Origin of the sequence: Pseudoxanthomonas daejeonensis, assembly GCF_010093205.1 — a bacterium.
Lineage (GTDB): Bacteria > Pseudomonadota > Gammaproteobacteria > Xanthomonadales > Xanthomonadaceae > Pseudoxanthomonas > Pseudoxanthomonas daejeonensis.
This window is the reverse complement of the sequence record NZ_PDWN01000016.1, coordinates 57,311-81,217: the sequence shown is the minus strand read 5'-3', so window position 1 is coordinate 81,217 and position 23,907 is coordinate 57,311. Positions and strand designations below refer to the sequence as shown.

General features: G+C 68.3%; 26 protein-coding genes. 18 read left to right on the top strand and 8 right to left on the bottom strand.

Annotated elements, in window-relative coordinates:
• The first annotated feature begins 104 nt into the window (after positions 1-104).
• On the top strand, positions 105-1,613 hold the full coding sequence (locus tag CSC65_RS14675) for a Na+/H+ antiporter NhaC family protein (protein WP_162411320.1): 1,509 nt from the start codon (positions 105-107) through the stop codon (positions 1,611-1,613).
• Between the two features lie 12 nt (positions 1,614-1,625).
• On the opposite strand, the gene CSC65_RS14670 is transcribed toward CSC65_RS14675, so the two are convergent.
• The 3 genes from CSC65_RS14670 to CSC65_RS14660 form a co-directional block, all read right to left on the bottom strand.
• On the bottom strand, positions 1,626-2,030 hold the full coding sequence (locus CSC65_RS14670; protein ID WP_162411319.1) for a DUF3037 domain-containing protein: 405 nt from the start codon (positions 2,028-2,030) through the stop codon (positions 1,626-1,628).
• A complete protein-coding gene (locus CSC65_RS14665) occupies positions 2,017-2,784 on the bottom strand; it encodes a HipA family kinase (RefSeq protein WP_162411337.1) in 768 nt (255 codons plus the stop codon). The genes CSC65_RS14670 and CSC65_RS14665 overlap by 14 nt, the downstream gene beginning before the upstream one ends.
• 205 nt (positions 2,785-2,989) lie before the next feature.
• Positions 2,990-3,742, bottom strand: a complete 753-nt coding sequence (locus CSC65_RS14660; protein ID WP_162411318.1) for a hypothetical protein — start codon at positions 3,740-3,742, stop codon at positions 2,990-2,992.
• 187 nt (positions 3,743-3,929) lie between these two features.
• Here CSC65_RS14660 and CSC65_RS14655 point away from each other — a divergent pair, with 187 nt between their 5' ends.
• Both CSC65_RS14655 and CSC65_RS14650 read left to right on the top strand, forming a co-directional pair.
• Complete coding sequence (locus tag CSC65_RS14655; RefSeq protein WP_162411317.1) at positions 3,930-4,964, top strand: aldo/keto reductase; 1,035 nt, start codon at positions 3,930-3,932, stop codon at positions 4,962-4,964.
• 65 nt (positions 4,965-5,029) lie between these two features.
• Positions 5,030-5,431: an MmcQ/YjbR family DNA-binding protein gene (locus tag CSC65_RS14650; RefSeq protein WP_162411316.1), complete on the top strand. Its 402-nt coding sequence runs from the start codon at positions 5,030-5,032 to the stop codon at positions 5,429-5,431.
• Between the two features lie 13 nt (positions 5,432-5,444).
• Here the strand turns inward: CSC65_RS14650 and CSC65_RS14645 are convergent, their stop codons facing one another.
• Positions 5,445-5,669, bottom strand: a complete 225-nt coding sequence (locus tag CSC65_RS14645; RefSeq protein WP_162411315.1) for a DUF6522 family protein — start codon at positions 5,667-5,669, stop codon at positions 5,445-5,447.
• 242 nt (positions 5,670-5,911) lie between these two features.
• Between CSC65_RS14645 and CSC65_RS14640 the strand changes: the two genes are divergently transcribed.
• From CSC65_RS14640 to CSC65_RS14630, 3 genes are read left to right on the top strand one after another with little or no spacing between them, the layout of a single operon-like run.
• Complete coding sequence (locus CSC65_RS14640; RefSeq protein WP_162411314.1) at positions 5,912-6,973, top strand: class I SAM-dependent methyltransferase; 1,062 nt, start codon at positions 5,912-5,914, stop codon at positions 6,971-6,973.
• A gap of 8 nt (positions 6,974-6,981) precedes the next feature.
• Positions 6,982-7,692 (top strand): pseudouridine synthase, encoded by a 711-nt coding sequence (locus tag CSC65_RS14635; RefSeq protein WP_162411336.1) that lies wholly within the window; start codon positions 6,982-6,984, stop codon positions 7,690-7,692.
• Positions 7,693-7,697: 5 nt separating this feature from the next.
• Positions 7,698-8,381, top strand: coding sequence for an HAD family hydrolase (locus CSC65_RS14630; RefSeq protein ID WP_162411335.1), 684 nt, complete (start codon positions 7,698-7,700; stop codon positions 8,379-8,381).
• 43 nt (positions 8,382-8,424) lie between these two features.
• Here CSC65_RS14630 and CSC65_RS14625 read toward each other — a convergent pair whose 3' ends face one another.
• Together CSC65_RS14625 and CSC65_RS14620 are read right to left on the bottom strand one after the other, a co-directional pair.
• Positions 8,425-9,006, bottom strand: coding sequence for a DUF1415 domain-containing protein (locus CSC65_RS14625; protein WP_162411313.1), 582 nt, complete (start codon positions 9,004-9,006; stop codon positions 8,425-8,427).
• Positions 9,007-9,021: 15 nt separating this feature from the next.
• Positions 9,022-9,504 (bottom strand): YajQ family cyclic di-GMP-binding protein, encoded by a 483-nt coding sequence (locus CSC65_RS14620; protein WP_162411312.1) that lies wholly within the window; start codon positions 9,502-9,504, stop codon positions 9,022-9,024.
• A gap of 101 nt (positions 9,505-9,605) precedes the next feature.
• Here CSC65_RS14620 and CSC65_RS14615 point away from each other — a divergent pair, with 101 nt between their 5' ends.
• Both CSC65_RS14615 and CSC65_RS14610 read left to right on the top strand, forming a co-directional pair.
• Positions 9,606-10,502, top strand: coding sequence for a DMT family transporter (locus CSC65_RS14615; protein WP_162411311.1), 897 nt, complete (start codon positions 9,606-9,608; stop codon positions 10,500-10,502).
• A 57-nt stretch (positions 10,503-10,559) separates the two neighbouring features.
• Positions 10,560-11,129: a CcdC protein domain-containing protein gene (locus CSC65_RS14610; RefSeq protein ID WP_238390418.1), complete on the top strand. Its 570-nt coding sequence runs from the start codon at positions 10,560-10,562 to the stop codon at positions 11,127-11,129.
• Between the two features lie 82 nt (positions 11,130-11,211).
• Here the strand turns inward: CSC65_RS14610 and CSC65_RS14605 are convergent, their stop codons facing one another.
• Positions 11,212-11,841: an OmpW/AlkL family protein gene (locus tag CSC65_RS14605; RefSeq protein ID WP_162411310.1), complete on the bottom strand. Its 630-nt coding sequence runs from the start codon at positions 11,839-11,841 to the stop codon at positions 11,212-11,214.
• 438 nt (positions 11,842-12,279) lie between these two features.
• Here CSC65_RS14605 and aceF point away from each other — a divergent pair, with 438 nt between their 5' ends.
• Both aceF and lpdA read left to right on the top strand, forming a co-directional pair.
• Positions 12,280-13,674 (top strand): dihydrolipoyllysine-residue acetyltransferase, encoded by a 1,395-nt coding sequence (gene aceF, locus CSC65_RS14600; protein ID WP_162411309.1) that lies wholly within the window; start codon positions 12,280-12,282, stop codon positions 13,672-13,674.
• Between the two features lie 12 nt (positions 13,675-13,686).
• Positions 13,687-15,819, top strand: coding sequence for a dihydrolipoyl dehydrogenase (gene lpdA / locus CSC65_RS14595; protein ID WP_162411308.1), 2,133 nt, complete (start codon positions 13,687-13,689; stop codon positions 15,817-15,819).
• Between the two features lie 114 nt (positions 15,820-15,933).
• On the opposite strand, the gene CSC65_RS14590 is transcribed toward lpdA, so the two are convergent.
• Positions 15,934-16,755, bottom strand: a complete 822-nt coding sequence (locus tag CSC65_RS14590; protein ID WP_162411307.1) for a hypothetical protein — start codon at positions 16,753-16,755, stop codon at positions 15,934-15,936.
• Positions 16,756-17,096: 341 nt separating this feature from the next.
• Here CSC65_RS14590 and CSC65_RS14585 point away from each other — a divergent pair, with 341 nt between their 5' ends.
• The 8 genes from CSC65_RS14585 (at position 17,097) to atpD (ending at position 23,887) form a co-directional block, all read left to right on the top strand.
• Positions 17,097-17,465: a hypothetical protein gene (locus CSC65_RS14585; RefSeq protein WP_162411306.1), complete on the top strand. Its 369-nt coding sequence runs from the start codon at positions 17,097-17,099 to the stop codon at positions 17,463-17,465.
• 77 nt (positions 17,466-17,542) lie between these two features.
• Positions 17,543-18,340 (top strand): F0F1 ATP synthase subunit A, encoded by a 798-nt coding sequence (atpB, locus tag CSC65_RS14580; RefSeq protein WP_162411305.1) that lies wholly within the window; start codon positions 17,543-17,545, stop codon positions 18,338-18,340.
• A 73-nt stretch (positions 18,341-18,413) separates the two neighbouring features.
• On the top strand, positions 18,414-18,704 hold the full coding sequence (atpE, locus tag CSC65_RS14575; RefSeq protein ID WP_162376963.1) for a F0F1 ATP synthase subunit C: 291 nt from the start codon (positions 18,414-18,416) through the stop codon (positions 18,702-18,704).
• Positions 18,705-18,802: 98 nt separating this feature from the next.
• Entirely contained in the window at positions 18,803-19,273 is a 471-nt protein-coding gene (locus CSC65_RS14570; RefSeq protein WP_162411304.1) for a F0F1 ATP synthase subunit B, read from the top strand.
• Between the two features lie 2 nt (positions 19,274-19,275).
• Positions 19,276-19,803, top strand: coding sequence for a F0F1 ATP synthase subunit delta (locus tag CSC65_RS14565; RefSeq protein ID WP_162411303.1), 528 nt, complete (start codon positions 19,276-19,278; stop codon positions 19,801-19,803).
• A 70-nt stretch (positions 19,804-19,873) separates the two neighbouring features.
• On the top strand, positions 19,874-21,436 hold the full coding sequence (atpA, locus tag CSC65_RS14560) for a F0F1 ATP synthase subunit alpha (RefSeq protein ID WP_162411302.1): 1,563 nt from the start codon (positions 19,874-19,876) through the stop codon (positions 21,434-21,436).
• Between the two features lie 85 nt (positions 21,437-21,521).
• Positions 21,522-22,385, top strand: a complete 864-nt coding sequence (gene atpG / locus CSC65_RS14555; RefSeq protein ID WP_162411301.1) for a F0F1 ATP synthase subunit gamma — start codon at positions 21,522-21,524, stop codon at positions 22,383-22,385.
• 104 nt (positions 22,386-22,489) lie between these two features.
• Positions 22,490-23,887, top strand: a complete 1,398-nt coding sequence (gene atpD, locus CSC65_RS14550) for a F0F1 ATP synthase subunit beta (RefSeq protein WP_162411300.1) — start codon at positions 22,490-22,492, stop codon at positions 23,885-23,887.
• The last annotated feature ends 20 nt before the right edge of the window (positions 23,888-23,907 follow it).

Here is a 23,907-nt window from a genome sequence, read left to right as displayed (position 1 = left end):
CGGAGGCGCCTCGACACGCTTCCGATCGCGGCGCATAGTCGCCGTGCGAGGCGGACGGCCTCCGTCGCAAGCCGTGAAGCCACGGCGACCCTGGGGAAGCGAGCATGGAACGCGCACCCGAAACCCCGCGTCCGGTCCGGGCGCCGTCCTACCTCGACGCGGCCCTGCCGCTGGTCGTGCTGGTGGTGCTGGTCGGCACCTCGGTCGCGCTGTTCGGCATGGCCGCGATCGACGGGCCGATGCAGGTCGCGATGATCCTGGCCTCGATGTCCGCGGTCGCGGTCATCCTCAAGAACGGTCACCGCTGGGAGGCGATCGCGCAGTCCGGTCAGAAGGGCCTGTCCACCGTGGTCGGCGCGATCTTCATCCTGCTCGCGGTCGGTGCGCTGATCGGTACCTGGAACATGTCCGGCACCATCCCCACGCTGGTGTACTACGGCATCAAGCTGATCAGCCCGGCGTGGTTCCTGCCGGTGGCGTTCCTGGTCTGCGCGGCGATCTCGCTGAGCATCGGCAGTTCGTGGACCACCGCCGGCACGGTCGGCGTGGGCCTGATGGGGCTGGCGCACATGATCGGCGTGTCGCCGGCGATGACCGCCGGGGCGGTGATCGCCGGCGCCTATGTCGGCGACAAGACGTCGCCGCTGTCGGAAACCACGGTGCTGGCCGCACAGCTCAATGGCGTGGACCTGTTCCGCCACATCCGCTACCAGGCCTGGACCGCGGTCCCCGCAGGGCTCATCGCGCTGGCCGTGTTCGTGGCGCTGGGGTTTTCGCAGCGCGGCGGGTTGTCCGATGCGGTCGTATCGTCCGAGCTGGCGCACATCGACCAGCTCTTCGACATCAGCGCCTGGAACCTGCTGCCGCTGCTGCTCCTGCTGGCGATGTCGATGCGCAAGGTGCCGGCGACGCTGGCGATCATGTGCTCGGCGTTGCTGGCCGGGGTGATGGCCACGTTGCTGCAGCCGCAGGCGGTGGCGCAGTTCGTCGCCTCGGCGGACGAGTCGGTGGTCGTGGTCTCGATCAAGGGCGTGTGGCTGGCCATGGCCAACGGCTTCAGCGTGGACACCGGCATGGCGGAGGTGGACGCGCTGCTTTCGCGCGGCGGCATGGACAGCATGCTGCTGACCATCTGGCTGATCATCGGCGCGGTCACCTTCGGCATCCTGGTCGACGACTTCGGCCTGCTCGGCAAGCTGGTGGCGCCGCTGCTGCACCGGGCACGGACCACCGGCAGGCTGTTCGCCTCGGTGGTGGGCACGTCCATCGGCCTGAACATCGCAGCGGGGGACCAGTACATCGCCCTGCTGCTGCCCACCCGGCTGTATGCCTCCGAGTTCGCACGACGCGGCCTGGCGCCGGAGAACCTGTCGCGGGCGACGGGCGATGCGGGCATCGTCACTTCGGCGCTGGTGCCGTGGAACTCGTGCGGCGCCTACATGTCGGTGGTGCTGGGCGTGTCCACGATGGCTTACCTCCCGTTCGCGGTGTTCAACTACGCCGCGCCGCTGCTGACGTTGCTGCTGGGCTTCACGGGTTGGCGGATCGCGCGCCTGCCGGCCGGTGACGCAGCGGACACGCCCGCGGCGCCGTCGCCTGCGCGGGAGCAGTGAACCGGCGCCCGATCACCCCGCGGGCTTCGTCAACCGCACCATCCGTTCCATCAGGTGGTCGAGCGTGGCCGCCAGGTCGCCGCCGCAGCGGCCCATGTGCACCGGCGAGGTCTGGATGATCGCGCTGCGCTTGGCGGTGAGCCAGTGGAAGCGCGCGCGTGGCGGCAGCAGGCCGATCGGCGCCGCCGCCTCGCCGCCGCGACAGATCGCCGCGATGGCGTCGAGATGCCGGCCGACCATGCCCAGGTCGATCGCGGGGTCGAGCGCGCGCAGGCGGGCTTCATCCACTTCGATGCAGGCCTCCAGGAACTTCGCGCGTTCGCACGACAGGATCACGCCGACGTTGACGAACTCCTCGCGCTCCACGCGCGGCACCACGCGGACCACCGCGTAGTCGTAGGTGTCATGCACGTGCACGGATCGCCTCCTGCACGAAGCCTTCGCGCTGCGCGAGCCGGCGCACCAGGTAATCGACGTAGGCCGCGCGCTGCGTGGCGGGATCGGCGAATGCATCCGGACCCTGCAGCCACGCATCGGGCACCTGGGCGACGACGTCGCGGATGACCGCGTCGGGCAACCGCCGTGCCATGTCGGCATCCACCTCGGCGAGCCTGCTGGCCCAGCGCAGCAGCACGTGGTCGCGGATCAGCGGGAAGGGCTTGCCGGCCTGGGAGATGTCGCCGTCCCAGCCATGGTGGAAGTACAGCGAGGCACCGTGGTCGATCAGGTACAGGCGCCCGTGCCAGATGAGCATGTTCGGGTTGCGCGCGGTGCGGTCGACATTGCTGGTGAGCGCATCGAACCAGACGATGCGCGAAGCGAGGTCGGCATCGGGCTGTTCGGCGACGGGGTCGAAGTTGATCGCGCCGGGCAGGTAGTCCATCGCCAGGTTGAGCCCGGCGCTGGCCTTGATCAGGTCCTGGATCTCCGGGTCGCCCTCGGTGCGCGCCAGTTCGGCATCCAGGTCCATCAGCACGATCTCGGGCATCGGCAGGTCCAGCGCGCGGGCCAGTCCGCCGCTGATCGCCTCGGCTACCAGCGCCTTCGGCCCCTGGCCGGCACCGCGGAACTTGAGTACGTACAGGCCCTGGTCGTCGGCCTCGACCACGGCCGGCATCGAGCCACCTTCGCGGAGCGGAGTCACGTACCGGTTGGCGGCGATATGGCGCAGTTGCATGTGGCAAGGATAGCGCCTGCACCTGCGCGTGTATGTCCGCGCATGCGGCCGTTCTTGCGAGCAGGCGCGTCAGCCGGTTACGTACCGTGCAAGCGCTGGCGTGGAAGCCGGTCGCACCGTCGTCGCAGGTCCCGGTAGAAGCGGCGACGCCGCCAGTCCCATGGACTCCGTCCGTCGCCGCCATGGCCCCGCGCGAGATTCAGCCGTCGCTGTTGCGGCCGTCGCGCCGGGCCTGGTTGCGCTTGCCGCGGGTGCTGACGCTGCCCTGGATCGGCTTCGTCCGGCTCTGGCCGGCATGCAGGCGCTTGGCCCTGTTGGCGGCGCCGGGCGACATGGAGCCCGGGCCGGCGCTGGAGGACGCGTCGACCGCGTCCCTGCTCTGCCAGGACCGGTGCGCGCGCTCGTTCGGGCTATTCCTGTCCAGGGTTTTCTTCTTGGCCCGTGTCGCCTGGATGCGCTTCTTGGCCGCCACGTCGCGCGCGCTGATCTTGCGCGCCGGCGCCTTCGCGGGGGCTGCGGTGCTGCCGGCCATCTGCCGCAACGCCTCGCGCGCCACGACACGGGGTGATGCCTTCTTCGGCTTGGTCGCGGTCGTCTTCCTGGCGGCCTTTTTTGTGGCTGTCGCGGCGGCCGGCTTGGCGGCTGCCTTGGCGCCCGGGTTCAGCGCGCCTTCGAAGCGCTTGAGGATGTCGTCCAGCAGTGCGGCCTTGTCCTTGCTGCGCTGGTTGGCCACGCCACTGGTGCCTCGCTTGCTGCCGGTGGCATCGCGCGAGGCCAGCTTCTGCTTCTGCACCAGGTCGCGTGCGCGCTCGCGGGCGCGGCGCATGCGGTCGATGCGCTTCTGCAGCGCGGCTTCGTCGAGCTTGCGCAACGGATTGCTTCGACTCTCGTCGTAGAGCTCCATCTCGGCAGTGCTCAGCAAGCCCTGCGCTTGGTGACGTGTGATCGGCATGGGGGAATTCCTGTCGTGGCGGCGGTATGCATCGAGCATACTCCTGCGACCGGGCGCAGCGCGTTCCCAGGGATGCGGGTGAACGCGCCTGGCCAAGTCGCCGCAACCCAGCATCCCGTCGCTGGCCTTGAGCCGGTCACGCTGCAGGAGTGAAATGGCGCTCCGCTTCCCCGCAAGGATTTCCCCCATGGAATACCGTTATCTCGGCCGCTCCGGCCTTCGTGTTCCCGTCCTGAGTTTCGGCACCGGCACCTTCGGCGGCAGCGGCGCGCTGTTCAGCGCCTGGGGCAGCACCGATGTCGCGCAGGCGCGGCGTCTGCTCGACATCTGCCTGGATGCCGGTCTGAACATGTTCGACAGCGCGGATGTGTACTCCAAGGGCGCCGCCGAGGAAATCCTGGGTGAAGCGATCAAGGGCCGCCCGCGCGATTCCCTTCTCATCTCCACCAAGGCCACCTTCCGCTCCGGTGACGGCGAGAACCAGGTCGGCTCCTCGCGCTACCACCTGATCAACGCGGTCGACGCCGCATTGAGGCGGCTGGGTACCGATTACATCGACCTGTTCCAGCTGCACGGCTTCGACGCCCGTCCGCCGGTGGAAGAGGTGCTGTCCACGCTCGACAACCTGGTGCGGGTCGGCAAGATCCGCTACCTGGGCGTGTCCAATTTCTCCGGCTGGCACCTGATGAAGTCGCTGGCGACGTCCGATCGCTACGGCTGGAGCCGCTACGTCGCGCACCAAGCGTATTACTCGCTGCTCGGCCGCGACTACGAGTGGGAGCTGATGCCGCTGGCCGAAGACCAGGGTGTGGGCACGGTGGTATGGAGCCCGCTGGGCTGGGGCCGGCTCACTGGCAAGATCCGCCGCGGCCAGCCGCTGCCCGAGTCCAGCCGGCTGCAGTCGCAGACCGCGGTCGACTCCGGCCCGCAGGTTGAAGAAGAGCGCCTGTACCGCGTGGTCGACGCGCTCGACGAGGTCGCCGCGGAGACCGGCAGGACCGTGCCGCAGGTTGCGCTGAACTGGCTGCTGCAGCGGCCGACCGTCTCCAGCGTCATCATCGGCGCGCGCAACGAGGAGCAGCTCACGCAGAACCTCGGCGCGGTCGGCTGGAACCTGGATGCCGGGCAGGTCGCCAGGCTCGATGCCGCCAGCGTGGTGACGAAGCCCTATCCGTACTGGCACCAGGCCGGTTTCGCCTATCGCAACCCGACGCCGGTCTGATCGCGGGACGGCTCATTCGCATCACGGGCGCCGCGCCCACGTGCGCAGCAAGCGACGGAGGACGGGTGGACACCACGCAACTCAAGACGTTCTGCGCCGCGTTCGCCGGTGCCCAGGTCCGCGAGGCTGGCCCGCCGGCCAACATCCTGGTGTATTCGATCGGCGGGAAGACCTTCGCCTACTTCAAGACCAGCGAACCGGAGCGCTGGCGCTTCAGCTTCAAGGCATCGCCGGAACGGTTCCTTGAGCTGACCGACATTCCCGGCATCCGCCCGGCGCGCTGGCGTGGCCGCCACCGCTGGGTGACCGTGGTCGATGTCCGCACCCTGCCCGATGCGTGGCTGGGCGAACTGGTCGAATGGTCTTACCGGTACGCGCTGGGCAGCCTGAGCCGGGTGCGGCAGGCCGCGCTCACCGGCCAGCCGCCAACGAAAAGGGTCTCCGTCCCACCCCGCGCGCGTCGCTGAGTGCCTGTGCGGATCAACTGTCCAGCAGGTTGCCCTGCGCGTCGATGACGAAGCGCGCGCGTTTTCCGGCGTAGTAGAACGATGCCCGCCACGTGCCGGCATCCTCGCCGGTACCGCGCTCGCACAGTGTGGCGATCTTGCCGTCGTCCATCAGTTTCCGGAACGCGGCCACGTCCAGCCCCATCCCGCGCGCGACGATGTCAGCGTCGATCTCCAGCGGGGGTGCGGCGGTTTCCATAGCAGGCTCCATGGGGGCAGGCGCAGGGTCGCGCAAGGGGGCGGCAGGCGCCTTGACCCGGGTCAGGTGCGGCCCGGATCGCGGCAGGCGGTTCGCGCCGGCCGCGATGCGTGAACGCAGCGCGACCCCTGGACACCGTGCAGGGACGCGGTGGGCCGCCCGCCACCGGCAATAGCGGATAATGGCCCGCCCGGTACGGCGCCTCCCGCTTGACTCTCCACGATGAACCCCTGAAGGCCCTGATGCTGCCGTTCGAAAGCGGCGCGCTGCCGTGGCCTGGGCACGGCGACATCGCGTTCCTGCGCGCGCGCGACGGCTGGCCGCTGCGCCAGTTCGCGCTGGATCGCCTGCACGCCGAGCAGGGCTTCAAGCCGCTGGCCGATGGGCTGGAGCTGGCCGGGCTCCAGGTGCAGGCCGAACTCGATACGGGAACCGGCGCATCGCTGGTGCTGGTCCTGCCGCCGCGGCAGCGCGACGAAGCCCAGGCTTTGCTGGCGCGCGCGGTCGAAATGGCCGCGCCCGGTGCGCGCGTGGTGGCCGCGGTAGCCAATGACGAAGGCGCGAAGTCGCGCGAGAAGGACCTGCAGCAGCTCGCCGGCCTCGGCGGCACGCTGACCAAGTTCCATTGCCGCGTGTTCTGGACGCCCCCGCTGTCGGGCGCGCATGACGCGGCATTGCTGGAGCGCTGGCGCCAGGCCGATGCGCCGCGTCCGATCCTGGGCGGGCGTTTCCGCAGCCGTCCCGGCGTGTTCGCCTGGGACCGGATCGATCCGGCGTCGGCGCTGCTGGCCGCGCACCTGCCCACGGACCTGGCCGGTCGCGGCGCGGACCTGGGCGCGGGCTGGGGCTACCTGGCCGCCGAGGTGCTGGCACGTTGCCCCGGCGCGACCGCGCTGGACCTGTTCGAAGCCGAAGCACGCGCGCTGGAGCTGGCACGCGACAACCTCGCCCACGCCGACCGCGCCACGCTCGCCTTCCACTGGCATGACGTCACCCGCGGCCTGGCGGAAGGCGGCTATGACTTCATCGTCAGCAATCCGCCGTTCCATGCGCACGATCGCGGCGACCGGCCGGAGCTGGGCCAGCGCTTCATCGAGGTCGCCGCGCAGGCGTTGCGCCCCGGAGGTCGCCTGCTGCTGGTCGCCAACCGCCACCTCCCGTACGAGGACACCCTGGCCCAGGCATTCGCTTCGCGACGGGTGCTGGCCGAGGGTGGCGGTTTCAAGGTGATCGAAGCGGTGAAGAGCGTGCCGTCGAAGGGTCCGGCAATTAGAGTCAAGGCGACGAGGGAGAGGCGTCGATGAGCAAGTCGATGAAGCTGGTCAAGCACCTGGCCAACCTGGGCTACGGCAGCCGCAAGGAAGTGGCCTGGATGTTCCGCGAGGGCCGCGTCACCGATGCCGCCGGCGAAGTGCTGTACGCCGATGACCCGCTCGACCACGGCAACGTGCGCGTGGATGGCGAGCCGCTGGATCCGCCCTCGGGCCTGGTGCTCATGCTGCACAAGCCTGCCGGCCATACCTGTTCGACCAAGGACAAGGGCCGCACGGTCTACGACCTGCTGCCGCCGCGCTTCATCCAGCGCGATCCGGTGCTGTCCACGGTCGGGCGCCTGGATCGCGATACCACCGGCCTGCTGCTGATGACCGACGACGGCATGTTGCTGCACCGGATCGTCTCGCCGAAATCGAAGCTGCCGAAGTTCTACGAGGCGACGCTGGCCAACGACCTGCGCGGCGACGAGGTCGCGCTGTTCGCCAGCGGCACCCTGATGCTCGAAGCGGAAACCACGCCGCTGCTGCCGGCGGAACTCGAGGTACTGGGCCCGCGCCACGTGCGCCTGGCCCTGCACGAAGGCCGCTACCACCAGGTGCGGCGCATGTTCGCCGCCATCGGCAACCATGTCGAAGCGCTGCACCGGCCGCAGGTCGGCGGGCTGGCGCTGGACGACCTGGCCGAGGGCCAGTGGCGCGCGCTGGACGCCGCCGACCTGGCCCGCCTGTTCAACACGGAAACCGCGTGAGCCCCGTGCCCCCCGTCGCCCCGCTGCCGTTCCTGCCCGATGCGGTGATCTTCGACATGGACGGGCTGATGCTCGACAGCGAGCGCGCGATCAACACGTGCATGGCATCGGCGGCGCGCGAGCTGGGCCACGCGCTGCCCGATTCGCTGTGGTTGAAGATGATCGGCGGCGGCGATGGCCTGTGCCGTCGCCTGCTGACCGAACAGATCGGCGAGGTCGCGGCCGACGAACTCCTGCTGCGCTCCGAAGCGCTGTACGACGCGGTGGCCGACGCCGGCATCGACCATCGTCCTGGCATCGTCGAGTTGCTTGAATGGCTGGTCGCGCGCGGCATCCCGCGCGCGGTGGCGACCTCGACCCGCCGTCCGCTGGCGATGCGCAAGCTCGACGCCGCCGGACTGCTGCCGTACTTCGACGCGGTCTGCACCAGCAGCGACGTACCCAGGCCCAAGCCGGCGCCGGACGTCTACCTGCTGGCGGCGTCGACCCTCGGGGTCGAGCCCGGGCGCTGCCTGGTGCTCGAGGATTCGCCGACCGGCGTGCGCGCCGCCCTCGCCGCGGGCATGACGCCGGTACAGGTGCCCGACATGCTCGAACCCGATGCAGCCGTGCGCGCGCTGGCGCACCGCATCGTCCCTTCGCTGGCAGACGCGCAGCGTCTGCTGGAAGCGCAACTGGTGACAGGCTGAAGGTACCGACGGGCCCCCGCGACGCCCTGTCGCGCAGGCCAGGTCAGTGGCGGGGCGTGTCGTCGAACAGCCTCCGCCAGCCTTCATGGCCCAGCTCGCGCAGCGTGGCGTAGTTGCGCTCCACGATCGAATCCGGGTCCGGGTACACCTCGACCGCACGGCTGACGCTGTCCTCGCGCAGCAGGTGCAGGGTCGGGTAGGGCGCGCGGTTGCTGTAGTTCTCGATGTCGTCGGGCCGGCTGTCGGCGAACTGGTAGTCCGGGTGGAAACTGGCCACCTGCAGCTCCCCGTCCAGCTCGAGGACCTCGACCAGCGTGTCGGCCTGCTCGAGGAAGTCGTTGTAGTCGAGGAAGTCCTGCAGCACGTACGGATGCACCAGCAGGGTGGTGTCGACCTGTTCGGCAGGCGTGTCGCGCAGCAGCAGAAGCTCCTCGCCGAGCTGCTCGATCAGCTGTTCGGGCGTGGTCGCATCGCTGAACACGAACCGCACCTGCTCCTTCACGTACACCGCCTTGGCGAACGGGCACAGGTTCAGGCCGATGACCGCCTTCTCCAGCCATGAGCGGGTGGCGGCGATCGCCTCTTCGGCACCCGGGCCGTTCGGCGCATCCTGGTCGTCGGACATGGTCGTTCCCCCGGCTCAGTCGCGGAAGTTGTCGAACTGCAGCGGGATGCCGAAGTCGGCTTTCCGCAGCACGGCGATGGCGTCCTGCAGGTCGTCGCGCTTCTTGCCGTTCACCCGCAGCTTGTCGCCGTTGATCTGGCTGTCGACCTTGAGCTTGGCGTCCTTGAGCGTGGTGGTGATCTTCTTGGCGATGTCGCGCTCGATGCCCTGCTTGACGGTGACCTTCTGCCGGGCACCGGCCAGGTTGGTCTCCACGTCGCCGAACTCCAGGCAGCGGATGTCGATGCCCCGGGCGGTGAGTCGCTGCTTGAGGATGTCGGTCATCTGCTTGAGCTGGAAGTCGCTGGGCGCGGACTGGCTGACCACGCTTTCCTCGAGCTCGAACTTCGCATCCACGCCCTTGAAGTCGAAGCGCGTGGTCAGCTCCCGGCTGGCCTGGTCGACCGCATTGGTCAGCTCGTGGGTATCGACTTCGGAGACGACGTCGAAGGAAGGCATGGCAGGGCTCCTGCGGAAAGAATGGCGCCCATTCTAGGGCGCGACGCCCACCAGGTCGCGCCGGGGCGGGCATCGCCGGCGGCGGACAGCGATAATGGGCGATGTCTCCGTCCCGTTCCCCGCTGGCCGCCATCGGCTGGATGCTCGCCGCCGTCGCCGCTTTCTCGCTGATGGACGCCGGCATGAAGCAACTCGCCGCGCACTATCCGCCCATGCAGGTGACCCTGCTGCGCGGCGCGGCCTCTTTGCCGTTCGTGCTGGTCTGGGTGCTGGCCACCGCCGGGGCGCGCTCGATCGTGCCGGTGCGCTGGGGCCTGCACCTGCTGCGCGGGGTGCTGGGCATGGTGATGATCGGCTGCTTCGTGTTCGCGCTGAAGCGCATGCCGCTGTCCACGGCCTACTCGATCTACTTCGTCGCGCCCTTGCTGGTGGCGGCGCTGTCGGTGCCCTTGCTGGGCGAGAAGGTGGGGCCACGGCGCTGGACGGCGATCGCCATCGGTTTGGTCGGGGTGATCGTGGTGCTGCGCCCGGGCGTGGACGGGATCATCTCTTTCCCGGGTTTGATGGTCCTGCTGGCCGCGACTGCGTACGCCATCGCGGCGGTGACCGTCAGCCTGCTGACCCGTACCGACACCCCGCAGGCGATGGTGGTCTGGTTCCTGGCGATCATGGCGGTGGGCGCGGGCCTGGCGGCGATTCCCGGCTGGGTGCCGCTGCGCTGGGACCATACCGCGCTGATCCTCGGCATGGGCCTGGCCGGGGCACTGGGACAGATCGCGCTCACCAATGCCTTCATGCGCGGCGAAGCCTCGCTGATCGCGCCGCTGGAGTACACCGGTCTGGTCTGGGTGATCGCCTGGGACTGGCTGTTCTGGCGCACCTGGCCCGATGCCACGACCTGGATCGGCGCGGCGATCATCGTCGCCAGCGGCCTGTACCTGCTGCGTCGCGAGCGCACTGTCAGGGCGCAGCGCGCGCCGCCGATCGATTCGCTGTAGGAACGCGCGACCTGCGCAGCGGTAAGCTGGGTGCAATCCGGCTGAAGGTGAATCGGAATGCTGCTGGTGTTGCTGCTGCTGGCGCTGCCCCTGCTGGCGCTGTTGCTGGTCCTGTCGCTCGCGCTGCTGCCGCTGATGCTGTGGCAGCGCTATCGCGTGGGCAGTGCGCGCCGGCGCGCCTGGAGCTGGGTGCTGGCCCTGGGATGGTGGGCGTCGCTGGTGTCCACGGTGCTGTTCGCCGTGTCGGTGCTGATCGCCGGGTTCTTCTGGCCCGACGCCTGGCGCTACTGCGCCATCGCCTGGCCGGCGGGACTGCTGCTGGGCGCGTTCGGTCATGCGCTCACGCGTTTCGAGCCCACGCCGCAGGGCCTGTACTACCAGTCCAACCGCTGGCTGGTGCTCGCGCTGACCCTGCTGGTCGCAGTGCGGATCGGCGCCGGTATCGTCCAGGCGACGCGGGTCTGGTTGCACGGTGCGCAATGGCCGGAAAGCGGCTGGCTGAGCCATGCCGGCCTGCTCGCCGTCGCCGCACTGCTGCTGGGCTACGCGACCGCACAGGCCTTTGGACTGCACCGGCGTGCGCGACGTTTCGAGCGATACCGCGGCTACGACCGTTCCCCACGCTGACGCGGGTGCTCCATGCACGGGGTGGAAGTAAAAGAAAGGGCCCGTCTCCGGGCCCTTTCGATGAGTGCGGACGCGTCGGGGGTCAGAAGCGCGCACCCAGGCCGATGCCGACGGTCCACGGATCGAGCTTGAGGTCCTGCCCGGTTCCTTCGCCAGCCACGCGTACTTCCGGGCGCGCGTGCATGTAGCGCACGTCGGTGCGGGCGAACCAGGTCGGGTTGATGTTGAAGTCCATGCCGACCGTGCCGATCGCGCCCTTGGCCGTCTCCAGGCCGACGTGGTCACCACCGCCGGAGATGTCTTCGTTGCTGAAGTTGGATTCGTAGTAGCCCAGGCCCACGAACGGACGGAAGACGCTGTCGGCCTGGCCGAAGTGCCACTGGCCGCTCAGCGCGATCGGCTGCTGCTCGACCGTGCCGATCTTGCCGACGCCGTCGGCACGCACGCGATGGTTGAACTTGTCGGCCGCGCCCCACAGCTCGACGGCCATGTTGTCGTTGGCGAACCAGCTCGCGCTGATGGTCGGCGCGGCGCCGCCGTCGACGTCCAGCCCCGGGGCGATGTCGCCCGACGGATCCAGGTGGGTGTAGCTGCCGACCACGGCGAAGCGCTTGCCGGATGCGGTGCCCGCGTCGGTCGTGTCCTGGGCGAAGGCCGGCGCGCACGCCAGGGCAGGAATCAGGGCCAGGGTCAAAATTCGAATGGAACGCATGGGGACTCTCCTGTTCATTGTTTTAGTGCCCTTGGAGTGGGCGCGGCTGACCCTATCGGCGCGGCAATGAACGAAAACCTGCCCGAGAATGCACGCGGCGGCGCAGGTTCAGCCAATCGCCGGCGAGCCCCGTCGTTGCGTGATGCGCCCCGGTCCGACGATTCACGCACCTGATCGCGACGTGAGGAGCCGGACGAAGGCTGGACCGGCCAATGCGCGAACCTGATGCCGTACGGGTCGTGGTGATCGATCCTCGTGGCGCGTTTCACATGCGCCGGCGTACTGAGGTTCGGGTGCTCGCAGCGTGTTGGTGTCGGCTGAAACCTGTCCGGGACAGGCCTGGCGGGACAACCACATGCCCACGCTGGAGGTTGGCGGGTGCGGCGTGGGCGGACACAATAGGGGTCTTTCCCCACGCATAACCGCCGGAGTCCTGGCATGGCCGAAATCAAGGAAGCGCGCGTCCCCGACATCGGGGATTACAGCGACGTGCCCGTCATCGAGATCCTCGTCGCCGTCGGCGACACCGTGACCAAGGACCAGGGCCTGGTCACGCTGGAGTCGGACAAGGCCACGCTGGAAGTGCCCGCGCCCTTCGCCGGCGTGGTCAAGGAGCTGAAGGTCAAGCTCGGCGACTCGCTCTCCGAGGGCGGCGTGGTGGCGTTGATCGAGGCCGCTGACGGCGCCGCGTCGCTCGCGCCGGCCAAGGCCGACGCTGCGCCCGGCCCGGTGAAGACCGCCGAGACCGGCGCCAGGGTCGAGCCGGTGGCCGTGGCCGCGCAGCCCGACAAGATCGCCCAGCGCGAGATCGCACAGGTGCAGGCCACCAGTCCGGCCAATGCGCAGGCCAACCCGCCGCGCACCCCGCCGGTGGAGTTCGGGGCGGCCAGCGTGCTGCCCGAGAACGTGCCGTACGCCAGTCCTTCGGTGCGCCTGTTCGCGCGCGAACTGGGCGTGGACCTGGCCCAGGTCAAGGGCAGCGAGCGCGCCGGCCGCATCTCGAAAGAAGACGTGCAGCGCTACGTCAAGGCCGCGTTGGCCGGAGGCGGATCCGCGTCGTCCGGTGCCCCGGCGGCCGGCGGCGGCGGCCTCAACCTGCTGCCGTGGCCGAAGGTGGACTTCAGCAAGTTCGGCGAAACCGAAACCCAGCCGTTGTCGCGGATCAAGAAGATCTCCGGGGCCAACCTGGCGCGCAACTGGGCGGTCATCCCGCACGTTACCCAGTTCGACCAGGCCGACATCACCGACCTGGAAGCGCTGCGCGTGCAGCTCAATGCCGAGCAGGAAAAGGCCAAGTCGGGCATCAAGCTGACCATGCTCGCCTTCCTGCTCAAGGCCAGCGCCGCTGCACTGAAGCAGTTCCCGGATTTCAACGCGTCGCTCGATGCGGCCGGTGAGAACCTGACCCTGAAGAAGTACGTCCATGTCGGCTTCGCCGCCGATACGCCCAACGGGCTGGTCGTGCCGGTAATCCGCGACGTCGACAAGAAGGGCGTGCTGCAGATCGCCCAGGAGATGGGCGATCTGGCCAAGAAGGCGCGCGACGGCAAGCTCGGCCCGGCCGACATGAGCGGCGGCTGCTTCTCGATCAGCTCGCTGGGTGGCATCGGCGGGACCGCGTTCACCCCGATCATCAATGCACCCGAAGTGGCGATCCTGGGCGTGTCCAAGTCCTCGATGCAGCCGGTGTGGGACGGCAAGCAGTTCGTGCCGCGCCTGACCCTGCCTCTGTCGCTGAGCTACGACCACCGCGTGATCGACGGCGCCGCCGCCGCGCGCTTCACCAGCTACCTGGCCCAGGTCCTCGCGGACATGCGCCGCGTGCTGCTGTAAGGGGACGCGGACATGGCGAACACGATCGAAGTGAAGGTTCCGGACATCGGCGACTACAGCGATGTGCCGGTGATCGAAGTGCTGGTCGCCGTCGGCGACTCGGTGAAGAAGGACCAGGGCCTGGTCACGCTGGAATCGGACAAGGCGACGCTGGAAGTGCCGTCGACCGCCGATGGCGTGGTCAAGGAGATCAAGGTCAAGATCGGCGACCGGCTGTCGGAAGGCGGCGTGGTGGTCGTGCTGGAAGCCGCCGGTGCTGCGGCGCCGGCCGCGCCGAAGCCCGCAGCGCCTGCCGCAGCGCCGAGCGCGTCGGCTCCGGCTGCCGCATCGGCCCCGGCCGCGCCTGCCGTCGCCGCTTCGTCCGGCCCGCTCGCGATCAAGGTGCCCGACATCGGCGACTACAGCGGCGTGCCGGTGATCGAAGTGCTGGTCAAGGTCGGGGACACGGTCAAGAAGGACCAGGGCCTGGTCACGCTGGAGTCGGACAAGGCCACGCTGGAAGTGCCGTCCACCGCCGATGGCGTGGTCAAGGAACTGAAGGTCAAGCTCGGCGATGCGCTGTCGCAGGGCGACGTGGTCGCGGTGCTCGAATCGGCCGGTGGCGCTCCTGCCGCCGCGGCGGCTCCGGGCAGCAAGCCGCCGGTCGCGCCCTCGCATCGCGCCCCGGCCGAGCCCCCGGCACCGAAGCCGGCGCTGGGCACCGGCAGGCAGGCCGACATCGAGTGCCGCTTCGTGGTGATCGGTTCGGGCCCCGGCGGTTATACCGCCGCGTTCCGCGCCGCGGACCTGGGCCTGGACACGGTGCTGGTCGAGCGCTACGCCGCGCTCGGCGGCGTGTGCCTCAACGTCGGCTGCATCCCGTCCAAGGCGCTGCTGCATGCCGCCGCGCTGATCGAGGAAGCGGTGCATTCGGACGACATCGGCATCAGCTTCGGCAAGCCGAAGATCGACCTGGACAAGCTGCGCGGCTTCAAGCAGGACAAGGTCGTCGGCCAGTTCACCAAGGGCCTGGCCGGCATGGCCAAGCAGCGCAAGGTACGCACCGTGCAGGGCGTGGCGAAGTTCGTTTCGCCCAACGAGCTGGAGATCACCGGCGAAGACGGCAAGACCCAGCTGCTGCGTTTCGAGCAGTGCGTCATCGCTGCCGGCTCGCAGGCGGTGAAGCTGCCGAACTTCCCGTGGGACGACCCGCGGGTGATGGACTCCACCGACGCGCTGCAGCTGGCCGAGGTGCCCAAGTCGCTGCTGGTCGTGGGCGGCGGCATCATCGGCCTGGAAATGGCGACGGTCTATCGCGCGCTGGGCGCGGAAGTCACCGTGGTCGAATTCATGGACCAGCTGATGCCGGGCGCGGACAAGGACATGGTCAAGCCGCTGGCCGATCGCCTGAAGAAGCAGGGCGTAGTCGTGCACCTGAAGACCAAGGCGGCGAAGGTCGAAGCCTCGAAGAAGGGCATCACCGTGTCGTTCGAGAGCGCCACCGAGGGCCAGAAGCCGGATCTGGAATCAGGCACGTGGGATCGCGTGCTGGTCGCGGTGGGCCGTTCGCCGAACGGCGGGAAACTCGATGCGGCCAAGGCCGGCGTGCAGGTCAGCGAACGCGGCTTCATCGCGGTGGACCGGCAGATGCGCACCAACGTGCCGCACATCTTCGCCATCGGCGACCTCGTCGGGCAGCCGATGCTGGCGCACAAGGCCACGCACGAAGGCAAGCTGGCCGCCGAAGTGGCCGCCGGTGAAAAGAAGGAGTGGGTGGCGCGGGTGATCCCGTCGGTGGCCTACACCGACCCGGAGATCGCGTGGGTCGGCGTGACCGAAACCGAAGCCAAGGCCAAGGGCCTGAAGATCGGCGTGGGCAAGTTCCCGTGGGTCGCTTCGGCGCGCGCGGTCGGCATCGGCCGGGGCGAAGGCTTCACCAAGCTGATCTTCGACGAGCACACCCATCGCATCATCGGCGCGGGCATCACCGGCGTGCACGCCGGCGACCTGATCTCCGAGCTCGCCCTGGCGATCGAGATGGGCGCCGAGGCCGGCGACATCGGCGCGACCATCCATCCGCATCCGACCCTGGGCGAGACGGTGGCGATGGCGGCCGAGGTCTACGAGGGCACGATCACCGACCTCTACATCCCGAAGAAGAAGTAACGGCGCATCGCGTCGAGCGGCAAGCGAAAGCCCCGGCCTGGCCGGGGCTTTTTTTATCCGCGACCCGCGGTGGATCCCGACACGGCGATCCCATGGTGCACGTCGTGCAGGCAGTCAGAACGCCAGCGTCACGCCCACCACCGGCCCCTTGAAGCGCTGGTCCCAGCCGACGATGCCGTCGTCGATGAAGTCGCCGCGCACGTCGCGCTTGACGTCCAGCCGATACCACTCGTAGCCGCCGAACATGCCGAAATTGTCGGTGAAGCGGTACTCGGCGAGCGCGTTGATGCGGCTGATGCTGCCGTCGTAATCACCGAAGTCACCCCAGCCGGCGTCCAGGTACTGACCCTGCAGGTTGAGCAGCCAGCGATCGCCCGGGCGCGCGGTGAGCCGGACGCCGACCACAGGCGCGAAACCGTCCTCGCTGGCGCGGTCGGTCCAGCGCTCGGCGCCGGCCTCGGCCAGCAGGGTGGCTTCGGCCTTGGCCCATTCGGCACCGATCTGCAGGCCCAGGCTGAAGTCCTCGTTCTCGACCACCGCGTAGTCGTACAGCAGGCTGGCCAGCTGGAAATCGAGTTCTGCGCGGGCGAAGCTGCCGGCCGGAATGGTGACGTCGTCGAACGATATGTCCTCGCCGAGCGTCTCGCGGCGCTTCTTGTCGTAATTGAAGTAGTCGAACACCAGGCGGTGGCGGTCGGCGACACGGAACACGCCGTCGATCCGCGGGACCCACTCGTCGCTGCCGAAACCGAAGTTTTCCGAAAACCGGTACGGCTCGCCCATGAACGTGGTCGAGGCCGACAGGGTGGTATCGGCCGAGGCGCTCATCGCCCCCACGCGCAGCGTGAACCGGTCGGCGTCCTGGGCGCGGGCTGCGGGGATGGCTGCGAGCAGGATCAGGGGCAGGAAGACGGGCAGGGTGCGGCAGCGGGTCATGAGCGGTCCGGGGGGAGTGGGGGACCGTCATGCTGGTTGCGTCGCGGTCCATGGCCGGTGACGGGCGCATGGATATGAGGTGAAAAGCGGCGATCACGCCGGCTTCGTGCGCGTTGGACAAAGAAAGGCCCCGGGTGGGGGTCCGGGGCCTGGGCGGGACTGACCGACGAGGTTCTCCGTCCCGGTAGGGGATCGACCCGGTCCCTTGCGGGAAGTTCCGTACGCCGAGGGGAGACCTCCGGCGGTTGTCCCCGAAAATGTCTCACTGCTATACTTTTGCGGCTCGGCAGGGCGCCTTTCATGGCCCAGGCCTTCCGCTTACTCCCGCAGGTAACCGTCGCGTGCTGAACTCCGTTGCCGCTGGCCGGCGACAGGCCGGTCGCGCGATCGCCTGGCAGGCAGGGGCGACGCTTCTGGTCGCGCTGGCCTGCCTCTGGCAGGGCGTGCAGTCGGCGGTGGCGGCGCTGGTGGGCGGTGGTGCGGTGGTCCTGGCCGGGTGGTTCTCGGCACGGATCGCGCTGGGGGGCGGCATCGATGCCGCGGTCCCGGCGCTGGCCAGGCTGGTGGCCGGGGTGCTGGCCAAGTGGCTGGTCCTGGTCGTGGTGCTGGCGGTGGGCGTGCTGGCGCTGGGCTTGCCCCCGCTGCCGATGCTGATCGCGGCGGTGGTGGTGCTGGTTGCGCAGTTGTTCGCGCTGACGCTGGGCCGCTGAGCGGCGGGTTCCGGCGGGTGCGGTCCAGGCGGATTCGGGTTTTCAATTCAGGTCGTTAGAACAGGAAGATCGGACTTATGGCGGGCGAGGCGGAACTGACCCCTACCAGCTACATCCAGCACCATCTGCAGAACCTGACGGCGAACGTGGGCGAGGGCAGCTTCTGGACGCTGCACGTGGACACCTTCGTGACCGCGGTGCTGATGGGCCTGTTGATGGTCTTCATGTTCTGGCTGGCCACGCGCAATGCCACCGCCGGCGTGCCCGGCAAGTGGCAGGCCTTCGTCGAGATCTGCCTGGAGTTCGTCGACCGGCAGGCGCGCGACACGTACCACGGGACCAGCAAGCTGGTGACGCCGATCGCGATCACCCTGTTCTTCTGGATCCTGCTGATGAACCTGCTGAAGATGATCCCGGCGGACTTCTTCGCGATCCCGCTGGGATGGGCAGGCATCCACTACTGGAAGCCGGTTCCGACCGCCGACGTGAACGCCACGCTGGGCATGTCGGTCAGCCTGTTCTTCCTGATGCTGTTCTTCGCGCTGCGTTCCAAGGGCCTGGGTGGATTCACCAAGGAATTCCTGACCGCGCCGTTCGGCAAGTGGATGATGCCGTTCAACCTGATCCTCAACATCGTCGAGTGGCTGAGCAAGCCGATCTCCCTGGCGATGCGACTGTTCGGCAACATGTTCGGCGGCGAGATCGTGTTCCTGCTGATCTGGGTGCTCGGCGGCGCCGGCATCGCCGGCATTTTCGCGGGCGCGGCCTTCGGCTTCGGCTGGATGATCTTCCACCTGCTGGTCATCCCGCTGCAGGCGTTCATCTTCATGATGCTGTCGATCGTGTACCTCAGCCTGTCCGAAGACAGTCACTGACGCTCCACTCCCCCCTTTTGCTTCACCCTTTGTTCCCACCGTTCACTTCTAGCAATCCGTTCCGGAGAAAACCATGGAAATCGCACTGACCGCTCTCGCTTCCGTCCAGGCTTCGACCGTTCTGGCCATCGGCATCATGATCGGCCTGGCCGCGCTGGGCGCCGGCCTGGGTCTGGCCATCATGGCCGGCAAGTTCCTGGAGTCGGCCGCGCGCCAGCCGGAACTGATCCCGGTGCTGCAGGTCCGCATGTTCATCACCGCCGGCCTGATCGACGCCGCGTTCATCATCAGCGTCGCCGTCGGCCTGCTGTTCGCCTTCGCTTCGCCGTTCGTCGCGCCGTTCCTGGCTCAGCTGGGCGGTTGATCGAACGTCGAGTGGCGCCTGCGCATCCGCGCCGGCGCTGACAGGATGGAGGAGCCGGCCGGTATGGCCGGTTCCGTCACCACAGGCAGAGCGGAACAATGAGCATCAATCTGACCCTTTTCGCCCAGGCGCTGGCCTTCGCCGCGCTGATCTGGCTGATCGCCACCAAGATCTGGCCGCCGCTGCTCAAGGCCATCGAGGAGCGCCAGCAGAAGATCGCCGAGGGCCTGGCCGCGGCCGACCGCAGCCAGAAGGACCTGGCGCAGGCGCAGGACAAGGTCAACGAGCTGCTGAAGGAAGCGCGTGGCAAGGCCAACGAGATCATCGACCAGGCCCATGCCCGCGCCAACCAGATCGTCGACGCCGCGCGCGAGGATGCCGTGGCCGAGGCCGGCCGGCAGAAGTCGATCGCCCTGGCCGAGATCGACGCGTCCGCCAACCGTGCCCGCGAGGACCTGCGCAAGCAGGTGTCCACGCTGGCGGTGAGCGGCGCGGAGAAGCTCCTCCGTCGCGAGATCGACGCCAACGCGCACAAGGCGCTGTTGGACGAACTCGCGGCTGAGATCTGAGCATGAGCCAGGCCCTTACCCTCGCCCGACCCTACGCACGCGCCGCCTATTCGGTTGCCCGTGACGAAGGCCGCGTGGACGCGTGGTCGCAGGCCCTGGGCTTCGCCGCCCAGGTCGCCGCCGATCCGCGCGTGGCCGGCTTGCTGCTCAATCCGGAGCTGGCCCGCGAGCAGGCGGTCGCGCTGCTTTCGCCGCAGGGCGCCGAGGCGTCGTTCACGCGCTTCCTGGGCCTGCTGGCCGACGCCGGGCGGCTGCCGCTGCTGGCCGAAGTCACCGGCCTGTACGAGCAGTTGCGCGCCGATGACCAGCACGTGGTGCGCGCCACCGTCACGTCCGCCGCAGAACTTTCGTCGCAGGAACTGGACACGCTGCGCGACGCGCTCAAGCGCCGCTTCGGCCGCGAGGTCGAGCTGGACGCCGCGGTGGACGCCAGCCTCATCGGCGGCGCGGTGATCGACGCCGGCGAAGTGGTCATCGACGGCTCGCTCAAGGGCAAGCTCGCGCGCCTGCGGACCGCCCTGGCGGGCTGACCGGACGCTGCAACCAGACAGTTCACTTTTCAGGTCGCCAAGCCCCGGCCCGCGACTCCAAGGAATCCAAATGGCTACCACGCTCAACCCTTCCGAAATCAGCGACCTGATCAAGACCCGCATCGAGCAGGTCAAGCTGTCGGCTGAAGCCCGCAACGAAGGCACCGTGACCAGCGTGTCCGACGGCATCGTGCGCATCTTCGGCCTGGCCGACGTGATGCAGGGCGAAATGATCGAGCTGCCCCAGGCCGAGAACGGACAATCCACGTTCGCGCTCGCGCTGAACCTTGAGCGCGACTCGGTCGGCGCCGTGGTCCTGGGCGACTACGAGCACCTGCGCGAGGGCGACGTGGCCAAGACCACCGGCCGCATCCTCGAAGTGCCGGTCGGTCCGCAGCTGCTGGGCCGCGTGGTCAACGCGCTGGGCGAGCCGATCGACGGCAAGGGCCCGCTGGGCGCGACCCTGACCGCTCCGGTCGAGCGCGTGGCCCCGGGCGTGATCTGGCGCAAGTCGGTCGACCAGCCGGTGCAGACCGGCTACAAGACCGTCGACGCGATGATCCCGATCGGCCGCGGCCAGCGCGAGCTGGTCATCGGCGACCGCCAGACCGGCAAGACCGCGCTGGCGATCGACGCGGTGATCAACCAGAAGAACACCGGCATCAAGTGCGTGTACGTGGCGATCGGCCAGAAGGCCTCGACCGTCGCCAACATCGTGCGCAAGCTGGAAGAGAACGGCGCGCTGGCCCACACCATCGTCGTGGCCGCCACCGCTTCCGAGTCGGCCGCAATGCAGTACATCAGCGCCTACTCCGGCTGCACCATGGGCGAGTACTTCATGGACCGCGGCGAAGACGCGCTGATCGTCTACGACGACCTGTCCAAGCAGGCCGTGGCCTACCGCCAGATCTCGCTGCTGCTGCGCCGCCCGCCGGGCCGCGAAGCCTACCCGGGCGACGTGTTCTACCTGCACTCCCGCCTGCTCGAGCGCGCCGCGCGCGTGTCCGAGGAGTACGTCGAGAAGTTCACCAACGGCGCGGTGAAGGGCAAGACCGGCTCGCTGACCGCTTTGCCGATCATCGAAACGCAGGCCGGCGACGTGTCCGCGTTCGTGCCGACCAACGTGATCTCGATCACCGATGGCCAGATCTTCCTGGAAACCGACCTGTTCAACGCCGGCATCCGCCCGGCCGTGAACGCCGGCATCTCGGTGTCGCGCGTCGGTGGCGCCGCCCAGACCAAGGTCATCAAGAAGCTGTCCGGCGGCATCCGCATCTCGCTGGCCCAGTACCGCGAGCTGGCTGCGTTCGCGCAGTTCGCCTCGGACCTGGACGAAGCCACCCGCAAGCAGCTCGAGCGCGGCCAGCGCGTCACCGAGCTGATGAAGCAGAAGCAGTACCAGCCGATGTCCATCGCCAACCAGGCGCTGTCGATCTACGCGGTCAACGAGGGTTACCTGGACGACGTGCCGGTGGCCAAGATCGGCGCGTTCGAGGAGGGCCTGCACGCCCACTTCGCCAACACCGCCGGCGCGCTGATCGAGCAGGTCAACAGCACCGGTGGCTGGAACGACGAGATCGAGTCGGCGTTCAAGAAGGGCATCGCCGAGTTCAAGCAGACCGGCACCTGGTAAGCCGCGACATCGGCGGGCCCCGGCCCGCGCGGTGACGGAACCAAGTCCACGGCAGGCCGACCGGCCTGCCAAACGGGAAGAAGAGATGGCTGGCGGACGCGAAATCAAAACCAAGATCAAGAGCGTGCAGAACACCCGCAAGGTGACGCGCGCGCTGGAAATGGTCTCGGCCTCCAAGATCCGCAAGGCGCAGGAGCGGATGCGCACCTCGCGTCCCTACGCGCAGGCGATGAAGCAGGTGATCGGCCACCTGGCCCAGGCCAATACCGACTACCAGCATCCGTTCCTGGTGGAGCGCGAGCAGGTCAAGCGGGTCGGCTACATCGTCATCTCGTCCGACCGCGGCCTGGCCGGCGGCCTGAACAACAACCTGTTCCGCAAGCTGCTGGGCGAAGTCCGCCAGTTCAACGAGCAGGGCGTCGAGGTCGACATGGTCACCGTCGGCCAGAAGGCGCAGGCCTTCTTCCGCCGGATCAAGGTGAACATGGTCGGTAGCGTCTCCCACCTGGGCGACATCCCGCACCTGGACGACCTGGTCGGCGTGATCAAGGTCATGCTCGACGCCTACACCGAAGGCAAGGTCGACCGCGTGTTCGTGGTCTACAACCACTTCGTCAACACGATGAGCCAGAAGGCCACCTTCGACCAGCTGCTGCCGTTGCCGGCCGCGCAGGCCGGGGTGCCGAGCCACGACTGGGACTACATCTACGAACCCGACGCCGGCACCGTGCTCGAGCACGTGCTGACCCGCTACGTGGAGTCGCTGGTGTACCAGTCGGTGCTGGAAAACGTCGCGTCCGAGCATGCCGCGCGCATGGTCGCGATGAAGTCGGCCAGCGACAACGCGACCAAGCTGATCGGCACGCTGAACCTGGTCTACAACAAGGCCCGGCAGGCGGCGATCACCCAGGAAATCTCCGAGATCGTGGGCGGCGCGGCAGCGGTCTAGTTCGAATCCATCGCAGGAGTCCGCGCATCCATGTGCGGGCTTCTCGAAGAAAACCATCGGCGACCCGGTCGCGCAGAAAAACTTAAGAGTCTGAGGAAACCACCATGAGTCAGGGCAAGATCGTTCAGATCATCGGCGCCGTCGTCGACGTCGAGTTCCCGCGCGCCGAAGTGCCGAAGGTGTACGACGCGCTGAAGGTCGACAACACCGCCATCACCCTCGAAGTCCAGCAGCAGCTGGGCGACGGCGTGGTCCGCACCATCGCGCTGGGTTCCACCGACGGCCTCAAGCGCAACCTGGTCGCAACCAACACCGGCAAGGCGATCTCGGTGCCGGTCGGCGCCGGCACCCTGGGCCGGATCATGGACGTGCTCGGCCGCCCGATCGACGAGGCCGGCGACGTGCAGGCTTCCGACCATTGGGAAATCCACCGCAACGCGCCGTCGTACGAGGACCAGTCCTCGGGCAACGAGCTGCTGGAGACCGGCATCAAGGTCATCGACCTGATGTGCCCGTTCGCCAAGGGCGGCAAGGTCGGCCTGTTCGGCGGCGCCGGCGTCGGCAAGACCGTCAACATGATGGAACTGATCAACAACATCGCCAAGGCGCACTCGGGCCTGTCGGTGTTCGCCGGCGTGGGCGAGCGTACCCGCGAGGGCAACGACTTCTACCACGAGATGAAGGACTCCAACGTCCTGGACAAGGTCGCGATGGTCTACGGCCAGATGAACGAGCCGCCGGGCAACCGCCTGCGCGTCGCGCTGACCGGCCTGACCATGGCCGAGTACTTCCGCGACGAGAAGGACGCGTCGGGCAAGGGCAAGGACGTGCTGCTGTTCGTCGACAACATCTACCGCTACACCCTGGCCGGCACCGAGGTCTCGGCGCTGCTGGGCCGCATGCCGTCGGCGGTGGGCTACCAGCCGACCCTGGCCGAGGAAATGGGCGTGCTGCAGGAACGCATCACCTCGACCAAGACCGGTTCGATCACCTCGATCCAGGCCGTGTACGTCCCCGCGGACGACCTGACCGACCCGTCGCCGGCGACCACCTTCGCCCACCTCGACGCCACCGTCGTGCTGTCGCGAAACATCGCCTCGCTGGGCATCTACCCGGCCGTGGATCCGCTGGACTCCACCAGCCGCCAGCTGGACCCGAACGTCATCGGCCACGAGCACTACGACACCGCCCGCCGCGTGCAGTCCACCTTGCAGAAGTACAAGGAGCTGAAGGACATCATCGCGATCCTGGGCATGGACGAGCTGTCGGAAGAGGACAAGCTGTCGGTGTCGCGCGCGCGCAAGATCGAGCGCTTCTTCAGCCAGCCGTTCCACGTGGCCGAAGTGTTCACCGGCTCGCCGGGCAAGTACGTGTCGCTGAAGGACACCATCCGCGGCTTCAAGGGCATCTGCGACGGCGAGTACGACCACCTGCCGGAGCAGGCGTTCTACATGGTCGGCACCATCGACGAAGCCGTCGAGAAGGCCAAGAAGATCGCTTGATCGCGATCTTCCTGAACTGA